The 16,994-nt window shown below is 45.8% G+C and carries 15 protein-coding genes and 1 pseudogene; 6 read left to right on the top strand and 10 right to left on the bottom strand.

Annotated elements, in window-relative coordinates; all coding sequences use genetic code 11:
- The first annotated feature begins 60 nt into the window (after positions 1-60).
- Positions 61-1,038 carry an agmatinase family protein gene (locus VQ00_RS10335; RefSeq protein WP_046180059.1) on the top strand — a complete coding sequence of 326 codons (978 nt, stop codon included), beginning with the start codon at positions 61-63 and terminating at the stop codon, positions 1,036-1,038.
- Between the two features lie 65 nt (positions 1,039-1,103).
- Here the strand turns inward: VQ00_RS10335 and VQ00_RS10330 are convergent, their stop codons facing one another.
- The 3 genes from VQ00_RS10330 to VQ00_RS10320 form a co-directional block, all read right to left on the bottom strand.
- The gene (locus VQ00_RS10330) at positions 1,104-1,625 is read right to left on the bottom strand and encodes a PTS sugar transporter subunit IIA (protein WP_046180058.1); all 522 of its coding nucleotides are present in this window, start codon (positions 1,623-1,625) and stop codon (positions 1,104-1,106) included.
- A 31-nt stretch (positions 1,626-1,656) separates the two neighbouring features.
- Positions 1,657-2,580, bottom strand: a complete 924-nt coding sequence (gene rbsK, locus VQ00_RS10325) for a ribokinase (protein WP_046180057.1) — start codon at positions 2,578-2,580, stop codon at positions 1,657-1,659.
- Positions 2,581-2,654: 74 nt separating this feature from the next.
- Positions 2,655-2,924, bottom strand: coding sequence for a hypothetical protein (locus tag VQ00_RS10320; RefSeq protein ID WP_046180056.1), 270 nt, complete (start codon positions 2,922-2,924; stop codon positions 2,655-2,657).
- A gap of 115 nt (positions 2,925-3,039) precedes the next feature.
- Between VQ00_RS10320 and VQ00_RS10315 the strand changes: the two are divergent.
- Positions 3,040-4,239: pseudogene (locus VQ00_RS10315) on the top strand (putative bifunctional diguanylate cyclase/phosphodiesterase).
- A gap of 16 nt (positions 4,240-4,255) precedes the next feature.
- Here the strand turns inward: VQ00_RS10315 and VQ00_RS10310 are convergent.
- Together VQ00_RS10310 and mobB are read right to left on the bottom strand one after the other, a co-directional pair.
- The gene (locus tag VQ00_RS10310; protein WP_046180055.1) at positions 4,256-4,726 is read right to left on the bottom strand and encodes a COG4315 family predicted lipoprotein; all 471 of its coding nucleotides are present in this window, start codon (positions 4,724-4,726) and stop codon (positions 4,256-4,258) included.
- A gap of 157 nt (positions 4,727-4,883) precedes the next feature.
- A complete protein-coding gene (gene mobB / locus VQ00_RS10305; RefSeq protein ID WP_046180054.1) occupies positions 4,884-5,366 on the bottom strand; it encodes a molybdopterin-guanine dinucleotide biosynthesis protein B in 483 nt (160 codons plus the stop codon).
- Positions 5,367-5,408: 42 nt separating this feature from the next.
- Between mobB and mobA the strand changes: the two genes are divergently transcribed.
- Complete coding sequence (gene mobA, locus VQ00_RS10300; RefSeq protein WP_046180053.1) at positions 5,409-5,981, top strand: molybdenum cofactor guanylyltransferase; 573 nt, start codon at positions 5,409-5,411, stop codon at positions 5,979-5,981.
- A gap of 34 nt (positions 5,982-6,015) precedes the next feature.
- Here mobA and nasC read toward each other — a convergent pair whose 3' ends face one another.
- Positions 6,016-8,097 carry an assimilatory nitrate reductase catalytic subunit NasC gene (gene nasC / locus VQ00_RS10295; RefSeq protein WP_046180052.1) on the bottom strand — a complete coding sequence of 694 codons (2,082 nt, stop codon included), beginning with the start codon at positions 8,095-8,097 and terminating at the stop codon, positions 6,016-6,018.
- Positions 8,098-8,110: 13 nt separating this feature from the next.
- Positions 8,111-10,378 (bottom strand): nitrite reductase large subunit NirB, encoded by a 2,268-nt coding sequence (gene nirB, locus VQ00_RS10290; RefSeq protein ID WP_046180051.1) that lies wholly within the window; start codon positions 10,376-10,378, stop codon positions 8,111-8,113.
- Positions 10,379-10,728: 350 nt separating this feature from the next.
- Here nirB and VQ00_RS10285 point away from each other — a divergent pair, with 350 nt between their 5' ends.
- The 3 genes from VQ00_RS10285 (at position 10,729) to VQ00_RS10275 (ending at position 13,235) form a co-directional block, all read left to right on the top strand.
- A complete protein-coding gene (locus VQ00_RS10285; RefSeq protein ID WP_046180050.1) occupies positions 10,729-11,928 on the top strand; it encodes a nitrate/nitrite transporter in 1,200 nt (399 codons plus the stop codon).
- 119 nt (positions 11,929-12,047) lie between these two features.
- On the top strand, positions 12,048-12,929 hold the full coding sequence (locus VQ00_RS10280; protein ID WP_425388365.1) for an aldo/keto reductase: 882 nt from the start codon (positions 12,048-12,050) through the stop codon (positions 12,927-12,929).
- 87 nt (positions 12,930-13,016) lie between these two features.
- On the top strand, positions 13,017-13,235 hold the full coding sequence (locus VQ00_RS10275) for a hypothetical protein (RefSeq protein ID WP_046180048.1): 219 nt from the start codon (positions 13,017-13,019) through the stop codon (positions 13,233-13,235).
- Between the two features lie 86 nt (positions 13,236-13,321).
- Here VQ00_RS10275 and VQ00_RS10270 read toward each other — a convergent pair whose 3' ends face one another.
- Genes VQ00_RS10270 through VQ00_RS10260 form a run of 3 tightly spaced genes read right to left on the bottom strand, consistent with a single transcriptional unit; the run spans position 13,322 to position 16,813 of the window.
- On the bottom strand, positions 13,322-14,503 hold the full coding sequence (locus VQ00_RS10270; RefSeq protein ID WP_046180047.1) for an iron-containing alcohol dehydrogenase: 1,182 nt from the start codon (positions 14,501-14,503) through the stop codon (positions 13,322-13,324).
- An 18-nt stretch (positions 14,504-14,521) separates the two neighbouring features.
- Complete coding sequence (gene ahlS / locus VQ00_RS10265) at positions 14,522-15,370, bottom strand: AhlS family quorum-quenching N-acyl homoserine lactonase (RefSeq protein ID WP_046180046.1); 849 nt, start codon at positions 15,368-15,370, stop codon at positions 14,522-14,524.
- 15 nt (positions 15,371-15,385) lie between these two features.
- Positions 15,386-16,813, bottom strand: a complete 1,428-nt coding sequence (locus VQ00_RS10260) for an aldehyde dehydrogenase family protein (protein WP_046180045.1) — start codon at positions 16,811-16,813, stop codon at positions 15,386-15,388.
- Positions 16,814-16,994: the final 181 nt, after the last annotated feature.

Raw genomic sequence — 16,994 nt, 5'->3', positions numbered from 1 at the left:
TTTTCTTCCTTTTCGTTAGGGAAAAGGAAAAGCAATCTCTCTAATGAAAGGATTGTTTTGATGACTGAAATGATTTATGGAAATACGCCATGTTTTTTAGGGGCAAAAAATTTAGTGAACAAGGATCGTTTGGATGAAGTTGACGCTGTTGTTTATGGTGTGCCGTGGGAAGGCGCTGTGACATGGGGCCATTACACGGGGTGTGAACTTGGTCCAAAGGTGATGCGTTTAAGTTCAGGACGCTACAGCGGCTATTTGCCGGAGCTAGACCATATCGATGTATTTGAACATTTGAAGCTTGGCGATATTGGCGACGTCGATGTTGTGCCGGCAGATGTAGAAGAGACGATGGACCGGATTACAAATTTCACCGATCCTCTTTGGAAAAGCGGCAAATTTTTAATCGGACTGGGCGGTGACCATGGTGTGACCTTTCCGATTGTAAAATCGTTAACGAATCAAGGAAAAAAAGTCGGCATCATTCATTTAGATGCCCACTATGACAACCTGCCGTCTCATGACGGCGACCCGTATGCGCGATGCAGCCCGTTTATGCGGCTTTATGAGCAGGAGGGTGTTCGGAATGAAAGCATTATCCACGCTGGTATCCACGGTCCCCGCAACAAACCGGAAAGCGGTCGGAACGCGCGCGATGCCGGTGCAGTAACAGTGACGGTCAATGATATTCGGGAGCATCAAGATTTAAAAGCACTTGGCCGTAAACTGCATGAAATGGCCTCCAAATATGTTGACTGTGTGTATTTAAGCATTTGCAGCGACGTTCTTGATTACGCGTTTAATCCAGGCGGACCAGTTGATGGGAATGGACTGACATCATATGAGCTGTTAACGCTTGTGCACGAGATTGCCAAGCAGGGCATTATCGGCATGGACTTTGTGGAAGTGTATCCGCAGCAAGACCCATCGCAGTTTTCTGCCCATTTATCATCCACGATTATTTTGTACGCGCTCGCTGGACATATATTAGGTCCGCACGATGCGAATCATGAAGGCGTTGCGACGGCCCAGACGGTTTAGTCGGGCGAACTTTCCCGCTATGTAAACAACAAAAAAGGAAGTCCCGGCAGCCGGGACTTCTTTTTTTATTTTAATTTTACTGTCAGCACCGGTGTTTCGCCGGCAACTGCTGAGACATTTTCATGTTTGTCCATGTTCTGCACGATGTCGCTATTTGAAATAATCATCGGCGTGATGATGCTGGCTGCTTTTTCACGGACGAGTTCAAGGCTGTACGTAAGCAGCACGTCGCCTTTTTTCACATGATCGCCCTCAGAAACCTGCACATCAAATCCTTCACCTTTCATATTCACTGTATCGAGACCGACGTGAATTAAAATTTCAAGCCCGCCAGCCGCCTCAAGACCGATCGCATGCTTTGTTGGAAAAACATTCAGCACTTTCGCATCAGCTGGTGCAACGACTTTTCCTTCTGATGGGTTAACCGCTATGCCATCGCCCATCATCTTTTGAGAAAAGACTGGATCGGGTACTTCTGTTAATCCAACCACGTCACCGGTCATTGGCGATACAAGCACTACTTCAGAGACATTTTGTGTTGAACCGCTCTCTTCTTTACCACCAAACAGCTTATTTAAAAATCCCATAAATTATTCACTCCTTTTTTCTTTTTATTCCCTAAAGATGACTTTTTAAAAACGATTTTATTTCTTCGATAGAAGGCATGGAAGCAGCTGTGCCTGTTTTCGTTACTGAAAGCGCCGCAACCGCCTGTCCAAACTGAACGGCTTCTTCGACTGGCATACCGCTGCTGAGAGCATGAGCAAACCCGCCGTTAAACGCATCACCGGCTCCTGTCGTATCCACTGTTTTTACCGAGAACCCTTCAATAAGTTTTCCATGACTGGTGCCATCCGATAAATATACTCCCTTTTCCCCGAGTGTAATGATGACAATCTTTACCCCTTTTTCATGCAAAAAGTTCGCTGCTTTTTGTGCAGACAGTTCATCTACTACATCGATGCCAGTCAATCCCCGGGCTTCTGTTTCATTCGGCGTCAAATATGTAACGTGCGGAAGCCACTCAGAAGGGAATAGCAAGTACGGCGCCGGGTTCAGCAGCACCGGCACATGATGAATAGAAGCCTGCCCGATCGCCGTTTCAATTGCTTCTAAGCTGATTTCTAGCTGGAGCAGCAAAATATCCGCCTTTTTAATGGCAGTCTCAGCATCTATCACATCTAAACGTTTCATCGTTCCACATGCACCTGGCGCTATGACAATATCGTTTTCACCACAATCATCGACCGCAATAAGGGCTGTCCCCGTCGCTTCTGTTTCACTTCTTTGTACAAATCGAACGTCAAATCCTTCCCGTTCAAAGTGCCGCATCGCTTCCTCGCCGAAAACATCAAGGCCAATTTTTGTTATAAATGTAACGTCTGACCCGCTTCTAGCCGCGGCTGTAGCTTGATTGCCCCCTTTACCGCCGGGTCCCATTTGAAAAGGCCCGCCCAAAACTGTTTCGCCTGGCACCGGCAAATGCGGCGTCCGACTCATCAAATCCACAACGTAGCTTCCAACAACTGTTACATGCCCCATTCTGCTCACCCCATAAATTAAGCATAAAAGAAAAAGGCCCCAAATGCCAACGAAAGGCAGAAGAAGCCACTTTTTTATGCTGGGCGCTCGTTATGAAACGCTTTCATTTTTTGAAGAAAGAAATTTTCCTGTTCAAGCCGCTTTCCTTCTATAAATTCAGCTCGGGCAATTTCTTTCACTGACGTAACGCCATTATGCTTCACACCCGGCATATCTGCCGCCTGATCCATAACCACCACTGGTGTATAGTGTGCCTCTGTTACCAAATAGCGTGCCACACTAATCTCATTCCGCTTACCTACATGACCATACCGTAAAACCACCTTCCAATATTTCCATCCCATATCGATCCCTCCGATTTTATATATTATGTACTATATACCCGTTTTAGCCCAAAAAACACAGATTTTAGCGAAGGAAAATAATTTGTTCACACGAATCTTTATTGTAAAAAAATGAATTAGACCGTGCTTCAGAAAAAAAGAATCGTTCGCGGTTATGTTTCTGGATTTAGACCGGTTTAAAAACGTCAATGATACGCTTGGCCATAACAATGGTGACCTATTGTTAATGAAAGTAGCGGACCGGCTTCAGAAATGCCTTCGTCAGACCGATATCGCGGCAAGACTGGGCGGAGATGAATACGCCATTCTACTCCCTTCTATTAAGCAAGAAAAAGCCGGATCGATCGCTCAACGAATTTGTGAAGAAATGAACCATTTTTTCCTCATTGAAAACCTTGATATTTTCATTAGTACAAGCATCGGCATCAGCGTATATCCTGATGATGGGAAAGACATGAAAACGCTGCTTCAAAATGCCGATGCCGCTATGTATTTTGCCAAAGAAAGCGACAAAAATAATTATCAGTTTTTTACGATCGATTTGCACCGTGATATGAGCAATAAAATGATGCTGGAGAGGGAAATGCACCGCGCCGTTGAGGAGCAGCATTTTCACCTGGTTTACCAGCCTCAAATCAATATGGCGGCCAATAAAATGATCGGTGTTGAAGCGCTGCTTCGGTGGAATCATCCAAAAATCGGCTTCATTTCTCCTGCTGAGTTTATTCCACTGGCGGAAGAAACGGGCTTAATTATTCCAATGGGCACCTGGGTGCTTGAAGCTGCCTGTGCTCAAAATAAAGCGTGGCAGGAAGCGGGATTGCCGCCGATCCGCATGAGTGTGAATGTGTCACTTCGGCAACTTATGCAGCTCAATTTTGTCGAGCAGGTCGAACAGATTCTAGATCAGACCGGCCTTGCACCTGAATGGCTTGATATCGAAATTACCAAAAGCATGACGGCGGACGTATCCCATGCCTAGCAAGTATTGAGCCGTCTGCGCGGCATTGGCATCCATGTCAGTATTGATGATTTCGGCACCGGCTACAGCTCGCTCAGCTATTTAAGCAAGTTCCCTATCACCAAATTGAAAATTGACCAGTCCTTCGTTCGTGATTTAGCCCAAGATCGACAGGCAATCGTCAAAACGATCATTGATCTCGCCCGAAATTTAAATTTAAATGTGATTGCGGAAGGAGTAGAGTCAAAAGAACAAGCACGTCTTTTGATGGAGTTGAACTGCACGGAAGCACAAGGTTATTTATACGCCAAACCACTCTCCCCTGAAGAAATCGAAGAAAGACTGTCCATATAAACCGGACAGCCTTTCTTTATTTTGCCTGCACCATACGCTCAATCGCATTATTTACCGTATACCATTCATTATCTGCACTGTATCCGTTCGTTTGGCCAGCCATTTGATCACGTGAAAAATAGTAAAGCGGATATCCTTTATATGTGGACTGTTTTTCGCCCGTGTCCGTTCGTGTGATCACCCCGAAATCAGACTTGCTGAATCCTTCCGGCACATCACTGGACCCGAGATAAAATGGCGGCCATTCTTCCAGGCAGTGATGCGTACAAGCAGAGACTCCCTCTTTATCATTCGTATAATAATAAAGCGTCATACCCGCTGAATCGGCCAAATACTGTCCAGTCTCTTCCTTTTTCATGACCTGCAACGGCTCCGCCGGATTTTGAGCTGCTTCTTGTGGCTCATTAATCGGTGCCGACATGTTTTCTGGTGCTTCATCCGCCATGCACCCAGCAAGCAGTACGATGACAAACAGCCATTTCCACATTTCATCCATCCCCCTTTTCAAAAGAAGGATGTCCTGAAAAAGCAAAATTTATTCATTGTTTCACGTGAAACATTTGTCGAAATTTGCATATTTCGTCCATCTTTTAACGAATCAAATAAAAAAGAAATTGTACTGCCTAAACCTTGACCGCGCTATATTAAAGCGTGGTTTTTTTCAAAATGAATGGAATATACTCTTCTTCATGTTTCACTTGAAACGTTTTATAAGGAACATCAGAAAGCGGAATCCAGCTGATCACACAATGGATATTTTCAAGCTTTAAAAGCGGCAGGTCTTCTTCGTTTCGGATCAATACTGCTTTCGGATAGGGTTCCTTTTTATATCCTTCTACAAAAATACAGTCGATCGGAAAAAAGCTGTACAGTTTTATAATTTCAACAAGCGGCCAGTTGTCCTGCTGTATATTTAACTGGAGAATGCCTTCTCCCTCCACGCCGGCAAGAACAGCACCTGCCTGCTGATGACGTGTGCTGTCTTTTGCATCCGGCGCCCCGCCGTGACCGTGGTGCTTAATCGCTGCCACGCGCATTCCTTTTTCCGCAGCAGCTCGAATTAGTTTTTCCATTAATGTCGTTTTGCCGCTGTTTTGATAGCCAACAATTTGAAACACGTTTTCCATTTGAAAGACCTCCACGTTATAATGACAGTAGGAGTGATGAACATGAAAACAGCCGGTATTGTGCTCGCCGGCGGCCAGTCCTCTCGCTATGGCCGCCCAAAAATGTTTGAGACGTATAAAGAAAAGCCTTTTTACCAGTATAGTGTCAATGCCCTCTCGGCAAATGGGCTGAATCCTATAATTATTTCCACAAACCCCCTGCTTGCTGACGGCTTCGATACGGCTCGAGTCGACCTTGTCCTTGAAAACGAAATGCATAATGGTCCTCTTTTTGCGATTCATCACGTCATGAAGCAATACGATGAGCCAGAATGGTTTTTTGTGCTGTCAGCGGATATTCCGTTTGTAACAGAAACATTTGTCTATCAATTGCTTGCACATCGCCATTCTGATTATAACGCGATTGTGCCGGTTCAGGAGAATAAATTGCAGCCGCTTCTTGCTCTTTACCACCGTCAATGTCTGCCGATGATGGAACAAGTTTTAAATGAAAACAAACGTAGTTTAATGGCTCTTTTAAAAAATACTGCCTTCAAAACAATTCCCTTTACTAAAAAAGAACACTCTTTCATCAATATCAATACAATAAATGATTTGAACGAATATAAGGATTAAAGTAAAAAAGCAATCCGTAAAATGGATTGCTTTTTTAAGCTGGAAGCGGCGTAACTGAAACAGCGCATACTTTAAATCCAGGCATTTTACTGGCCGGATCGAGTTCTTCGCTCGTTAGTTTGTTTATATTTTGCATGCCGTCCCAATGCATCGGCACAAAGACGGTATCTTCTCGAATGGAAGCAGTCAGTTTGCTTCGAACCACAATCTCCCCGCGTCGGGAATGGACTTTGACGAGTGTGTCATCTTGAATATTTAAGCTGCGCGCTGTTTTTGGATGGATCTCCACGAAAGATTCAAACTGCCTGGCTTCCAGCGTCGGGCTTTTATGCGTCTGCACCCCCGTCAAATAATGCCCAAGCACCCGGCCTGTCGTTAAGTAGAGCGGATACTTGCCGCCTGCCCTTTCTTTTGGAAAATGATTTGGTACAGCAACCATTTCTGCCCTTCCGTCTGACCGCGGGAATGATGTTTCAAACAATCTTTTTTCGCCTGGATAATCCACGGATGGACACGGCCAGTAAATTCCTTCTTCCCTCCGAAGCCGGTCATACGTAATGCCATAATAATCGGCAATGCCGCCTTTGCTCGCTAACCTGAGCTCTTCAAAAATATCTTCAGCACAGGAATACGAAAAATACGCTCCTTTGCCAATTGACTCGGCAATATCTGATAGCACTTCCCAATCCTGTTTCACAATACCTGGCACCGGACGGGCCGCTTCCCGAAGCAGGACACGTCCTTCTAAGTTCGTTAACGTACCGGTGTTTTCTAAATAAGCGGCGGTCGGCAAAATTAAGTCTGCCAGCTGAGCGGTTTCAGAAAAAAGCATATCCGCGACGACAAGAAAATCGAGTTTCCGCAGCCCTTCCTCCACAAAATTGGCGTTTGGATTGGATACAACCGGATTAGATCCCATTAAAAAAAGTGACCGGATTTCCTGTGCGTGAATTTTTTCCATCATTTCATATGCCGATACACCCTTTCCGGGGAGATCAGCCGGTTTAACGCCCCATACTTTTGCAATATAAGCACGGTGTTCGTCATTTTCAATCGAGCGGTAGCCGGGCAGCTGATCCGCTTTTTGTCCATGTTCGCGTCCGCCCTGTCCATTTGCCTGACCAGTGACGGCACCATAGCCGCTCCCTGGTTTGCCAATGTTGCCGGTTGCCAGCAGCACGTTAATAAAATTCCGGACAGCCATGGATCCATCTGTTTGCTGCTCAACACCTCGGGCTGTTAAAATCATGCCCGACGCAGCTTGCCCGAACCTGCGGCCAGCTTCTTCTATGTCTTCTTTCGGAACACCTGTTATAAATGCAATCTCCTCTAACTCAAGTGAGTCCACGTGCGCTTGCACTTCATCAAATCCAGTCGTGCGCTTTGACAAAAATACTTCATCGACATACCCGCTATCCATAATCACTTTCAACAGGCCATTCGCAAGTGCTGCATCCATTCCCGGTTTTACTTTCAAATGAAGATCTGCTATATCAGCTGTTGCCGTATTGCGCGGATCAATGACAATGATAAACGCGCCGTTTTCTTTTGCATCCGTAAAATATGGCATTAATGTCGGCTGGCATTCGGCAATGTTGGTTCCCGCCAATATTAAGCAGCCGGACTGCCTTACTTCAGAAAGCGGATTAGTCAGCCCCCGGTCGACACCAAATGCTTTGTTGCCGGCTGTGGCGGCGGCGGACATACAAAAGCGCCCGTTATAATCAATGTACTTCGTCTGCAGCGCGACACGGGAAAATTTACCCAGTGCATAGGATGTTTCATTGGTGAGCGATCCGCCCCCATATACACCAATGGCATCCCGGCCGGATTCATTTTGTGCCGTGGTGAACTTCTCAGCAATCAGCTTATACGCTTCTTCCCATGATATCGGCACAAATTGTCCGCCTTTTTTCATTAGAGGTTCTGTAATCCGCTCGCCGCTCAGTGCGTGCTGATACGCATTCATGCCTTTTATACAAAGGCGGCCTTCTGATGCGGCATTTTGCTTCGGAGCGACGTCATATGTTTTACGGCCGGCTTCGATTTTTTCGGTAATCGTCATTCTGCACTGAACACTGCAAAATGGACACTGTGTTTCCATAACGTTTCCCATTTTCTCACCTACTTTATAAGGCGACGGCGGCCTGTTGATTTTTTTTTACGGTTTCTTCTATTTTTCGTTTCAATACTTCTTCACGAATCGTTATTACACCAAGACGACCAAGCCATTTGTCCATTGTTTCACCGTAAAAAGCAGACTCCCGGTAATAAGACAGCAGTGTTTCAGTCATTCGAATCGCGTCTTCCTGTTCCATCGTGACATACAGCCGTTCGCCTGCTGTATATAATTCCCATCCGCCTGGAGCTCCGATCAAACCGACTTCTTCACGAAGCGATTTTGCTTCATCATTTAGATTGGATGAGACAGCCAACGTAATACGAGCTGGAAAAACGAATGATTCCAGCTTTTGTTCCAGCTGCCGGCCGAGGCTGATCGAATCCTGCAAAGCACCTTTTGCATACCGAATGCCGGCGCACGTACCAACAGCGCGTAATTCTTCCCCGTAAAGAGGCGCTGCGGCGGACAATTCGGCCCGGACCGCGGCAATCGAGTCTGGTTCGATGCCGTATAACCCCATTCTTGGTCCAGGCACAAGCTTGACGAGAGGGATTTCATACTTTTCCACAACGTCCGCAATTTTCCGGAGCTGTTCCGCGCCGGTCACACCGCCGTACATGCGCGGGGCGGTCATATACGTACCATCTGCTGTCTGTTCTTCTACAATATCCGGCAGCTCACTGCTATGCATACCCATATAATAGAGAAGCGCCGGACGGCAGATGCCGCATCCTGTATCATTTTTCCAGTAAAGCCTCTTCATAATTTGCTCTCTTGACTCATTCGGACAAAGCTGAATGGCTTCAATAATATCCAGATGATCTGCGCCCGTGCACGCACAAATTGCTTCTTTTGCTGTACCGGTTTCTGCTCCATTCCGCTTTATAAAATCAAGAATGTCGGTCACCACCGGACGGCAGCCTCCGCACGAGCTGGATGCTTTCGTGCACGCTTTAATGTGATCCACGCTTTCTAATTCCTGCTCGCAAACAGCGCTCACGATGGTTCCTTTTGAAACGCCGTTGCACGCACAGACAATATCATGATCAGCCATGGAAGCGATGAGCTCATCTTTATTGCTTGATCCACTGCTCATTTCTTTTTCCAAAACAGCATAATCCGTTTTCTTTTGAATCATCCCAAGCAGTTTAGCGCCTTCGCTAATGTCACCAAATAACACTGCCCCTGCTACTTTCTTATCCCGTACAACAATTTTCTTATATGTGTTTTTTATGCCGTCGAACCATTGCAGTGACTGTGTTTCGTCACTATCCATAAACTCTCCGGATGAAAAAACGTCAACACCGGATACTTTTAGCTGCGTCGACAGAACAGACCCCTGGTAGCCGGCATGCTCCTGTCCGCACAATGCAGCGGCAAGTGCTTTTCCTTGCTCATATAGGGGCGCAACCAGTCCGTAAACAAACCCACGGTGCTCGGCGCATTCTCCGACGGCGTACACATTCGGAATATTCGTCCGCATATAGTCATCAACTAAAATCGCCCGGTTTGTTTCAATATCTGTGCCGGCAACGACTTCCGTATTCGGCCGTACACCAACAGCCATGACAATTAAATCTGCTTCACGCCAGCTGCCATCCGAAAAACGGAGACCTTTGACACGTTTGTGACCGGTAATTTCCGCTGAGTTTTTTTGAAGCAGAAAATTCATTCCCTGCTCTTCAAGTTCCTTTTGAAGCATCCTTGCTGCGGCCGGATCGAGCTGGCGATCCATAATGTATTCGCCAATATGGACAACATCGACTTGCATCCCTGAATTTAAAAGGCCGCGAGCAGCTTCCAAACCAAGAAGTCCGCCGCCAATGACGATAGCTTTATTATATTTTTTGGAGGCTTCGACCATTTTTTCACAATCATAAATATCCCGGAATGCTGTCACGCCTTCTTTTTTCGCTCCCGGAAGCGGCAGCATAAACGGAAGTGAACCTGTCGCGATAATTAATTCATCATATGAAACAATTTGGTTTTTTAATGTGACCACATATTTTTGTCCGGTATTAATTTGAATAACCGGTTCACCTGTATATAATGTGATTTGGTGCGCCTCGTACCAAGACCAATCATTCAGCGTGATGCTTTCGACGGTGGTGTCTCCTTGAAGCACTTTAGACAGCAAAATCCGGTTATAGTTCGGATGAGGCTCTTTTCCGAATATAGTAATCTCGAATTTATCTGGATGAATGGCTAAAATTTCTTCAACCGTACGCACGCCCGCCATCCCATTTCCTATGACGACCAGTTTTCGTTTACTCATAAATAAAGACCCCCCATCCTTTTTCAGTCTGCTTTGAAGGCCGGGTTCCAGTAAGCCGCGTTTCCGGTAAATGAATCATGTAAGGCTTTTGATGATTCTTGGCACGCTTCCCCGTTCGTTATTAACGTCAACATAAAAGTGAAAATTTTCCTCTCGTACACTCCCTTTTCGTTTTCGTGTAAGCTTACGTAACACAATATAGGACGGTTTTTAGAAAGTCAATCAGATTTTTTTGACTTTCCGAAATAATTTGTTAGGTTTTCTAACAAGTATATGGAAAGTATCTTTTAACCCCCCTACACTTACATTAAGCAAAACAAACCACTTAACGATGCGAAGGAGAGGAACAAATGAAATTATCAAGCTTAAGAAAGAGCGGTCATGCACCGTCACTGTTTGCATCATTTCTTTATTTTGATATTAGCTTTATGATCTGGGTTATGCTTGGTGCACTAGGCGTATACATTACAGAGGACTTCGGTCTTTCTCCTGCAGAAAAAGGATTTATTGTCGCGATTCCGATTTTGGCTGGTTCCTTTTTCCGAATTATTCTTGGCATTTTAACAGATCGGATCGGCCCGCGTAAAACAGCCATTGGCGGCATGATCGTCACGATGGTTCCTCTTTTATGGGGATGGCTTTTCGGAAACTCGATGAATGAGCTTTATTTCATTGGTATTTTACTTGGTGTGGCCGGTGCCAGTTTCTCCGCGGCGCTGCCAATGGCAAGCCGCTGGTATCCACCGCACCTGCAAGGGATTGCGATGGGAATTGCCGGCGCCGGAAACAGCGGAACCGTTCTTGCGACATTGTTTGGTCCACGGCTGGCTGAAGTGTACGGCTGGCATGGTGTAATGGGAATCGCGTTAATTCCGCTCGCTCTTGTTTTTATTACGTATGTGATGATTGCAAAAGATGCACCGACACAGCCCGAGCCGCAGCCGCTTAAGAATTACTTCACTGTCTTTAAACAAAGAGATACGTGGTACTTCTGTCTGCTGTATAGTGTCACCTTTGGCGGATTTGTCGGTTTGACAAGCTTTTTGAGTATTTTCTTCGTAGATCAATATGGCCTTTCAAAGGTACGTGCAGGTGATTTCGTCACTCTTTGTGTCATCGCAGGAAGTTTGTTCCGTCCAGTCGGCGGCCTGATTGCCGATAAAATTGGGGGAGCAAAATTGCTAAACTTTTTGTTTATCGGTGTCGCGCTTACGATGTTCGGTGTCAGCACACTTCCTTCTTTAACACTTGTAACAGTGATGCTGTTTATGGGTATGATGTGCCTTGGCATGGGCAATGGCGCTGTATTCCAATTAGTGCCGCAGCGTTTCCAGAAAGAAATTGGCATGATCACAGGCATCGTCGGCGCAGCCGGCGGAGTAGGCGGCTTTTTCGTTCCGAATGTTCTCGGCACGTTAAAACAAATGACCGGTACGTATGCAGCTGGCTTCACTGTTTATGCAGGAGTTGGTATCGCCGCATTGATTTTATTGACTATAGCGCAGATTTCATGGCGCAAAGCATGCGCATTAAAAGAAGAGTCCGCGTAACGAAAAAATTCCTAAAGCTGGCTGGTCCGACATTTGAGTCGGCTCGGCCGGTTTTTTTGTTTTGAAAAAGAAGGGTATGGGCAAAGATATACATATAATAAGGAAAGGATTTGATTTTTTTGGACAAACAAGCAATTCAAACTGCATTGAAAAATCGGACAGTCGCTTTGCCGGATGGCACTTCTGTTCCTGCAATCGGACAAGGCACCTGGTACATAGGCGATGACCCTTCTAAAAAAGAAGCTGAGGTACGTGCACTAAGACTTGGCGTTGATCTCGGGATGACACTTATTGATACGGCAGAAATGTACGGAGAAGGAAAAGCCGAACAGGTTGTTGGTGAAGCGCTGCGAGGGATTCGTGATGATGTATTTTTAGTTTCGAAAGTATATCCACGTAACGCCGGCTTAGAACGAATTGCTTCATCTTGCGAAAAAAGCTTGCAGCGGCTCGGAACCGATCATCTGGATTTGTATCTTTTGCATTGGCGGGGCCGTGTGCCTCTTGCAGAAACCATTGAAGGAATGAAAAAGCTGAAAAAAGACGGAAAGATTTTGCGCTGGGGTGTCTCGAATTTTGATACTGCTGACATGGAGGAACTGTTGAATACACCAGGCGGTGACCACTGTTCTACGAATCAAGTTCTCTATCATCTCGGTTCAAGAGGCATTGAGTTCGACTTGCTTCCGTGGCAAAAACAGCAAAAGATGCCATTGATGGCGTACAGCCCTCTCGCTCAGGGAGGTTCGCTTCGAAAAGAATTAATGAGCGATCCTGCCCTAAAAGAAATAGCCAAAACACATAATGTGGAGCCTCTTCAAATCGCCCTTGCATGGACTATTCGTTCGGGGAATGTCATTGCGATTCCGAAAGCAGTCCAGGAAAAACACGTAATCGCTAATGCAGAAGCGGCCGCAATTGAGCTGACAAACGAGGATTTGAGCAAGCTAGATGCTATTTTTCCGGCACCAGTGCGGAAAGTGCCGCTTGATATTATTTAAGTTTATTTGACCCATTGGATGTTTGTCCGTTGCAGAAAGGACAGGAGATGCATTTACTGCTTATAAAGAAACGTGGAGGTGATAAAAATGCATCGTCATCATGTCCGTCCGATCGTCTGCCCACCGAGATGTGTGGTACACAACACGTATATAAAACGTGAAGTGCCGGTTATTCACCCGATTATTAATATTAACCGACAGCACATTGTCAACGTGCCCCGCCACATGTATCAGCCGATTACAAGAAATGAGGTCGTGGATCCCGGTTATCCGAGAAACTGCTGCGGCCCCCGTCGTCATTGGTGAAAAAAAAACCGGACTGTTACTAAAACAGACCGGTTTTTTTATAAGTGAATGTTTCACATGAAACAAAGATATTTATTTTGCCTGCTTCAGAAAGGTTCCGCAATGATTCCTGTAAAAGCAGACTGATAAATCGCCCGGATATCTTCTTCTTTTAACGGAAGCGGGCTTCTTGCAAGAATTCGTTTTTGCTGAATGCCGTCTTTCGTTAAGCCCTCGAGTGCGGATTCCGGAATGTCAAAGCCGGCCAATGTAGATGGAATGCCGACATCTTTCACGATCTGTTCGAGCTCTTCGACACATTTATAAGAAGCTTCTTCATCCGATAAAAAGCTTGAATTTCCGCCGAGTGAATCAAGAATATCTGCCATTTTCGTCTGACAGCTTTTACGGATGTAGCCCATGACGTACGGCAGCAGCACTGCATTTGATTCACCGTGTGAAATGTGAAACTGGCCTCCAATCGGATACGCAAGTGCATGAACACCGGCAACACCCGCATTAAAAAAGGCAAGACCGGCAATGTAGCTGCCGTTGCTCATGTCGGTGCGCGCCTGCTGATCTTCGCCGTCTTCCACTGCTTTGCGAAGAGACCTCCCGATTAAACGGATTGCCTGCAAAGCCAGGGCGTCTGTAACAGGACTGGCATTGACAGAAATGTACGCTTCTACCGCATGCGTCAGCGCATCAATTCCGGTAGCTGCAGTCACTTTCGCCGGCACTGAAACGGTCAGTTCGGGATCGACAATAGCGGCATCAGCCAACAAATAATCATGCGTGACTACATCTTTTGTCGTTTCCAGTGATAGAACAGAAATATTCGTTACTTCTGAGCCGGTACCCGCTGTAGTGGGAATTAATATTTTGGGCAGCCCTTTTTCTGATACCTGCTTCGTTCCAGATAAATTTAAATAGTTCTTAACGGATCCTTCATGCACACTTAAAACAGCAGCAAGCTTTGCCAGATCAAGCGCACTTCCTCCACCGACACCAATGACAAGGTCAAAGCCGCCTTCTCTTGTAAACATAACGAGCTTTTCTCCGATTGCAAGGGGCGGCTCTGGGACAACATCCGTGTAAACAGTCACGTTGTATCCTTTCTCTTCTAGCGGATCAGTCACTCGTTTCGTCAGTCCGATTTTTTCAAGCATCGGATCGGTGATAACTAATAGATTCTTAGGTTCATATTTTTCGACTTCCGGCACGAGCTGTGAAAGTGATCCCCAGCCGGTATAGCTTAATGGCGCAAAAACAAGTTTAGAAGTACTCATTGTTCGCTCTCCTTTCTTTTATTCGTAATAGCCTTCTGTTGATTTTCGGAATGTTTTAAACTGATCCGGATCATGCCCGAACCAAACCTGTGAATTTGTTTCCTGCGCAAGGCGTCGGATTTTTTCGACGCTGTTGGCGTAGCCGAGTGAGTCATAAATAATGCCAGGCGGCTTAATTGGCGGTCCGAAGCTTTCTGCTGTATAAATGGCATCAGAGGCAAGAATAATGCCGCCTGTTTCCGGCATATTAATGTGCAGCCCGATCATTCCCCACGCATGACCGCTTCCGAAGTTCAGTACTTTAATTCCTTCTGCAAGCTCCAGGTTGTCTTCTCCGCGCTTAACTGTCCGCCATTGCAGATTATTTTTAATCCATGCGTCAATATCGCTCCAAATATAAGCCCCTTCTTTTTGATTACGCGCATACGACTGAAGTGTGCCGTTCAACTCATCTTCATGGACAATAATCGTCGCATTGGTGAACAGTTCCAGGCAGCCGGCATGATCAAGGTGAAGGTGAGATGCCACAACATATTTAATGTCTTCCGGCCGAACGTTCAATTCTTCCAGGCGGTTGTGCAGATAGCATTCTTCACTCATGGAAATTGGGAACATTTTCTGCGTTGTTTCGGTCCATCTTCCTTCAGGCCCCATCGAGTTCGGGTTGCATGCTGTATCAAACAAAATTTTGCCCGCTGGATGATCAATCAGCACTGTGTAAACAGGAAATTCAACAAATTCAGTTGGTGCATTCGGGTTATCAATTGTCGCTGGATTATGCATCGCAATCATCCAGTTTTTATCCATTTGCATCCGCCCATTGTCCATCACATACAGTTTCGGGTTCGGCTTAATAATGTTGCACATACTCTTTTTCCCCCTTTAAAATGTTGTTTTAATCGTGACAAATTTTAGTTCTGTCATTTCCTGCACTGCATATTTAATGCCTTCGCGGCCGTAGCCACTGTCTTTCACGCCACCGTACGGCATATGATCAAGGCGGAATGTCGGAATATCATTAATGATGACGCCGCCTGATTCGAATTTTCGTGCTGCATGCATCGCATTCATAATGTTTTGCGTATAAATGGCGACATTTAATCCATAAACGGAACGATTTACTAAATCGATCGCGTCATCCAGGTCATCGTATTTAACAATCGATACGACCGGCGCAAATGTTTCCTGGCATGAGACCGCCATTTGTTCGGTCACATTAAGCAGCACTGTCGGTTCAAACATCCCTTCTTTTACGGATCCGCCAAGCCCGATAGACGCTCCTTGTTCTACCGCTTCTTCTACCCATGATAAAATTCTTTCGGTTTCCCGCTCGCTGATCATTGCGCTCACATCAGTCGTTTCATCCAGTGGATCGCCCTTTTTTAATGTTTTTGCCCGCTCAATAAACCGCTCACAAAATTCATCATAAATGGCTGAATGAACATAAATCCGCTGCAGAGAAATACATACTTGTCCGGCAAATGAAAATGCGCCTTCCACGCAGCGTGGAATAATTTTTTCAAGCGGCACATCCGGTTCGACGATCAATCCTGAATTTGAACCGAGCTCCAGTGTCACTTTGCGCAACCCTGCTTGTTTTTTTATCATTTTTCCGACGGAAGCGCTTCCGGTGAAGGTTACTTTTTTCACCGCTGGATTCGTAATCAGCGCCTCGCTTAGCTCTTTCCCACTGCCGGTGATCACTTGAAGTGCCCCATCTGGCAGTCCGGCCTGCTGAAACAGATCAGCAATAAAATACGCGCTTAACGGTGTTTGTTCAGCAGGTTTTAACACGACAGTGTTCCCAGCCGCAAATGCCGGGCCCAGCTTATGGGCGACCAAATTGAACGGAAAGTTAAAAGGGCTGATGGCGGTAACGACGCCTAATGGTTCACGCCACGTAAAGCCGAGCCGGTTTTCACCGCCAGGCGCTGCATCCATCGGAATCGTTTCCCCATAAATACGTTTCGCTTCTTCTGCCGCAAACTGATACGTGGCAATTGTTCGGTCAATCTCGCCTCTTGCCGTCCGAATCGGCTTGCCGGCTTCATACGCGATGATCCGTGCCGCTTCTTCTTTCTGTTCGCTTAATAACTGCGCAACACGGCTTAAGATCGCTGACCGCTCGTAGGCAGGCATTTTTTTCATTTTTTCATATGCATCATGGGCGCCGGCAATGGCTTCTTTTACATTTTCTTCATCTGCCATCGCAATCTCAGCCAATACGTCATGATTATAAGGGGAATGAAGTGTATACGTTCGTTTTGCCTGCTTTTGCTCCCCATTTATATATAAATGCTTTGTTTGCATGTAATCCCTCCTCGTTTTTATAATGCAAGATGTGTGCCATAATGAAAACGCTCTATATAAGGGGTTTATTCATTGTTTTCTAAATCAATTGGTGATAAAATTCACCACAGTAGTATTGGATCTCTTGATTATAAACGATTTATCTAGTGGTGATCATTTTCCTGCAATGGTGATTTATTTC

The organism is Domibacillus tundrae, from assembly GCF_000970675.1.
Lineage (GTDB): Bacteria > Bacillota > Bacilli > Bacillales > Domibacillaceae > Domibacillus > Domibacillus tundrae.
Note: the sequence above shows the minus strand (reverse complement) of the source record. Positions and strands in the feature narration are given on the sequence as shown.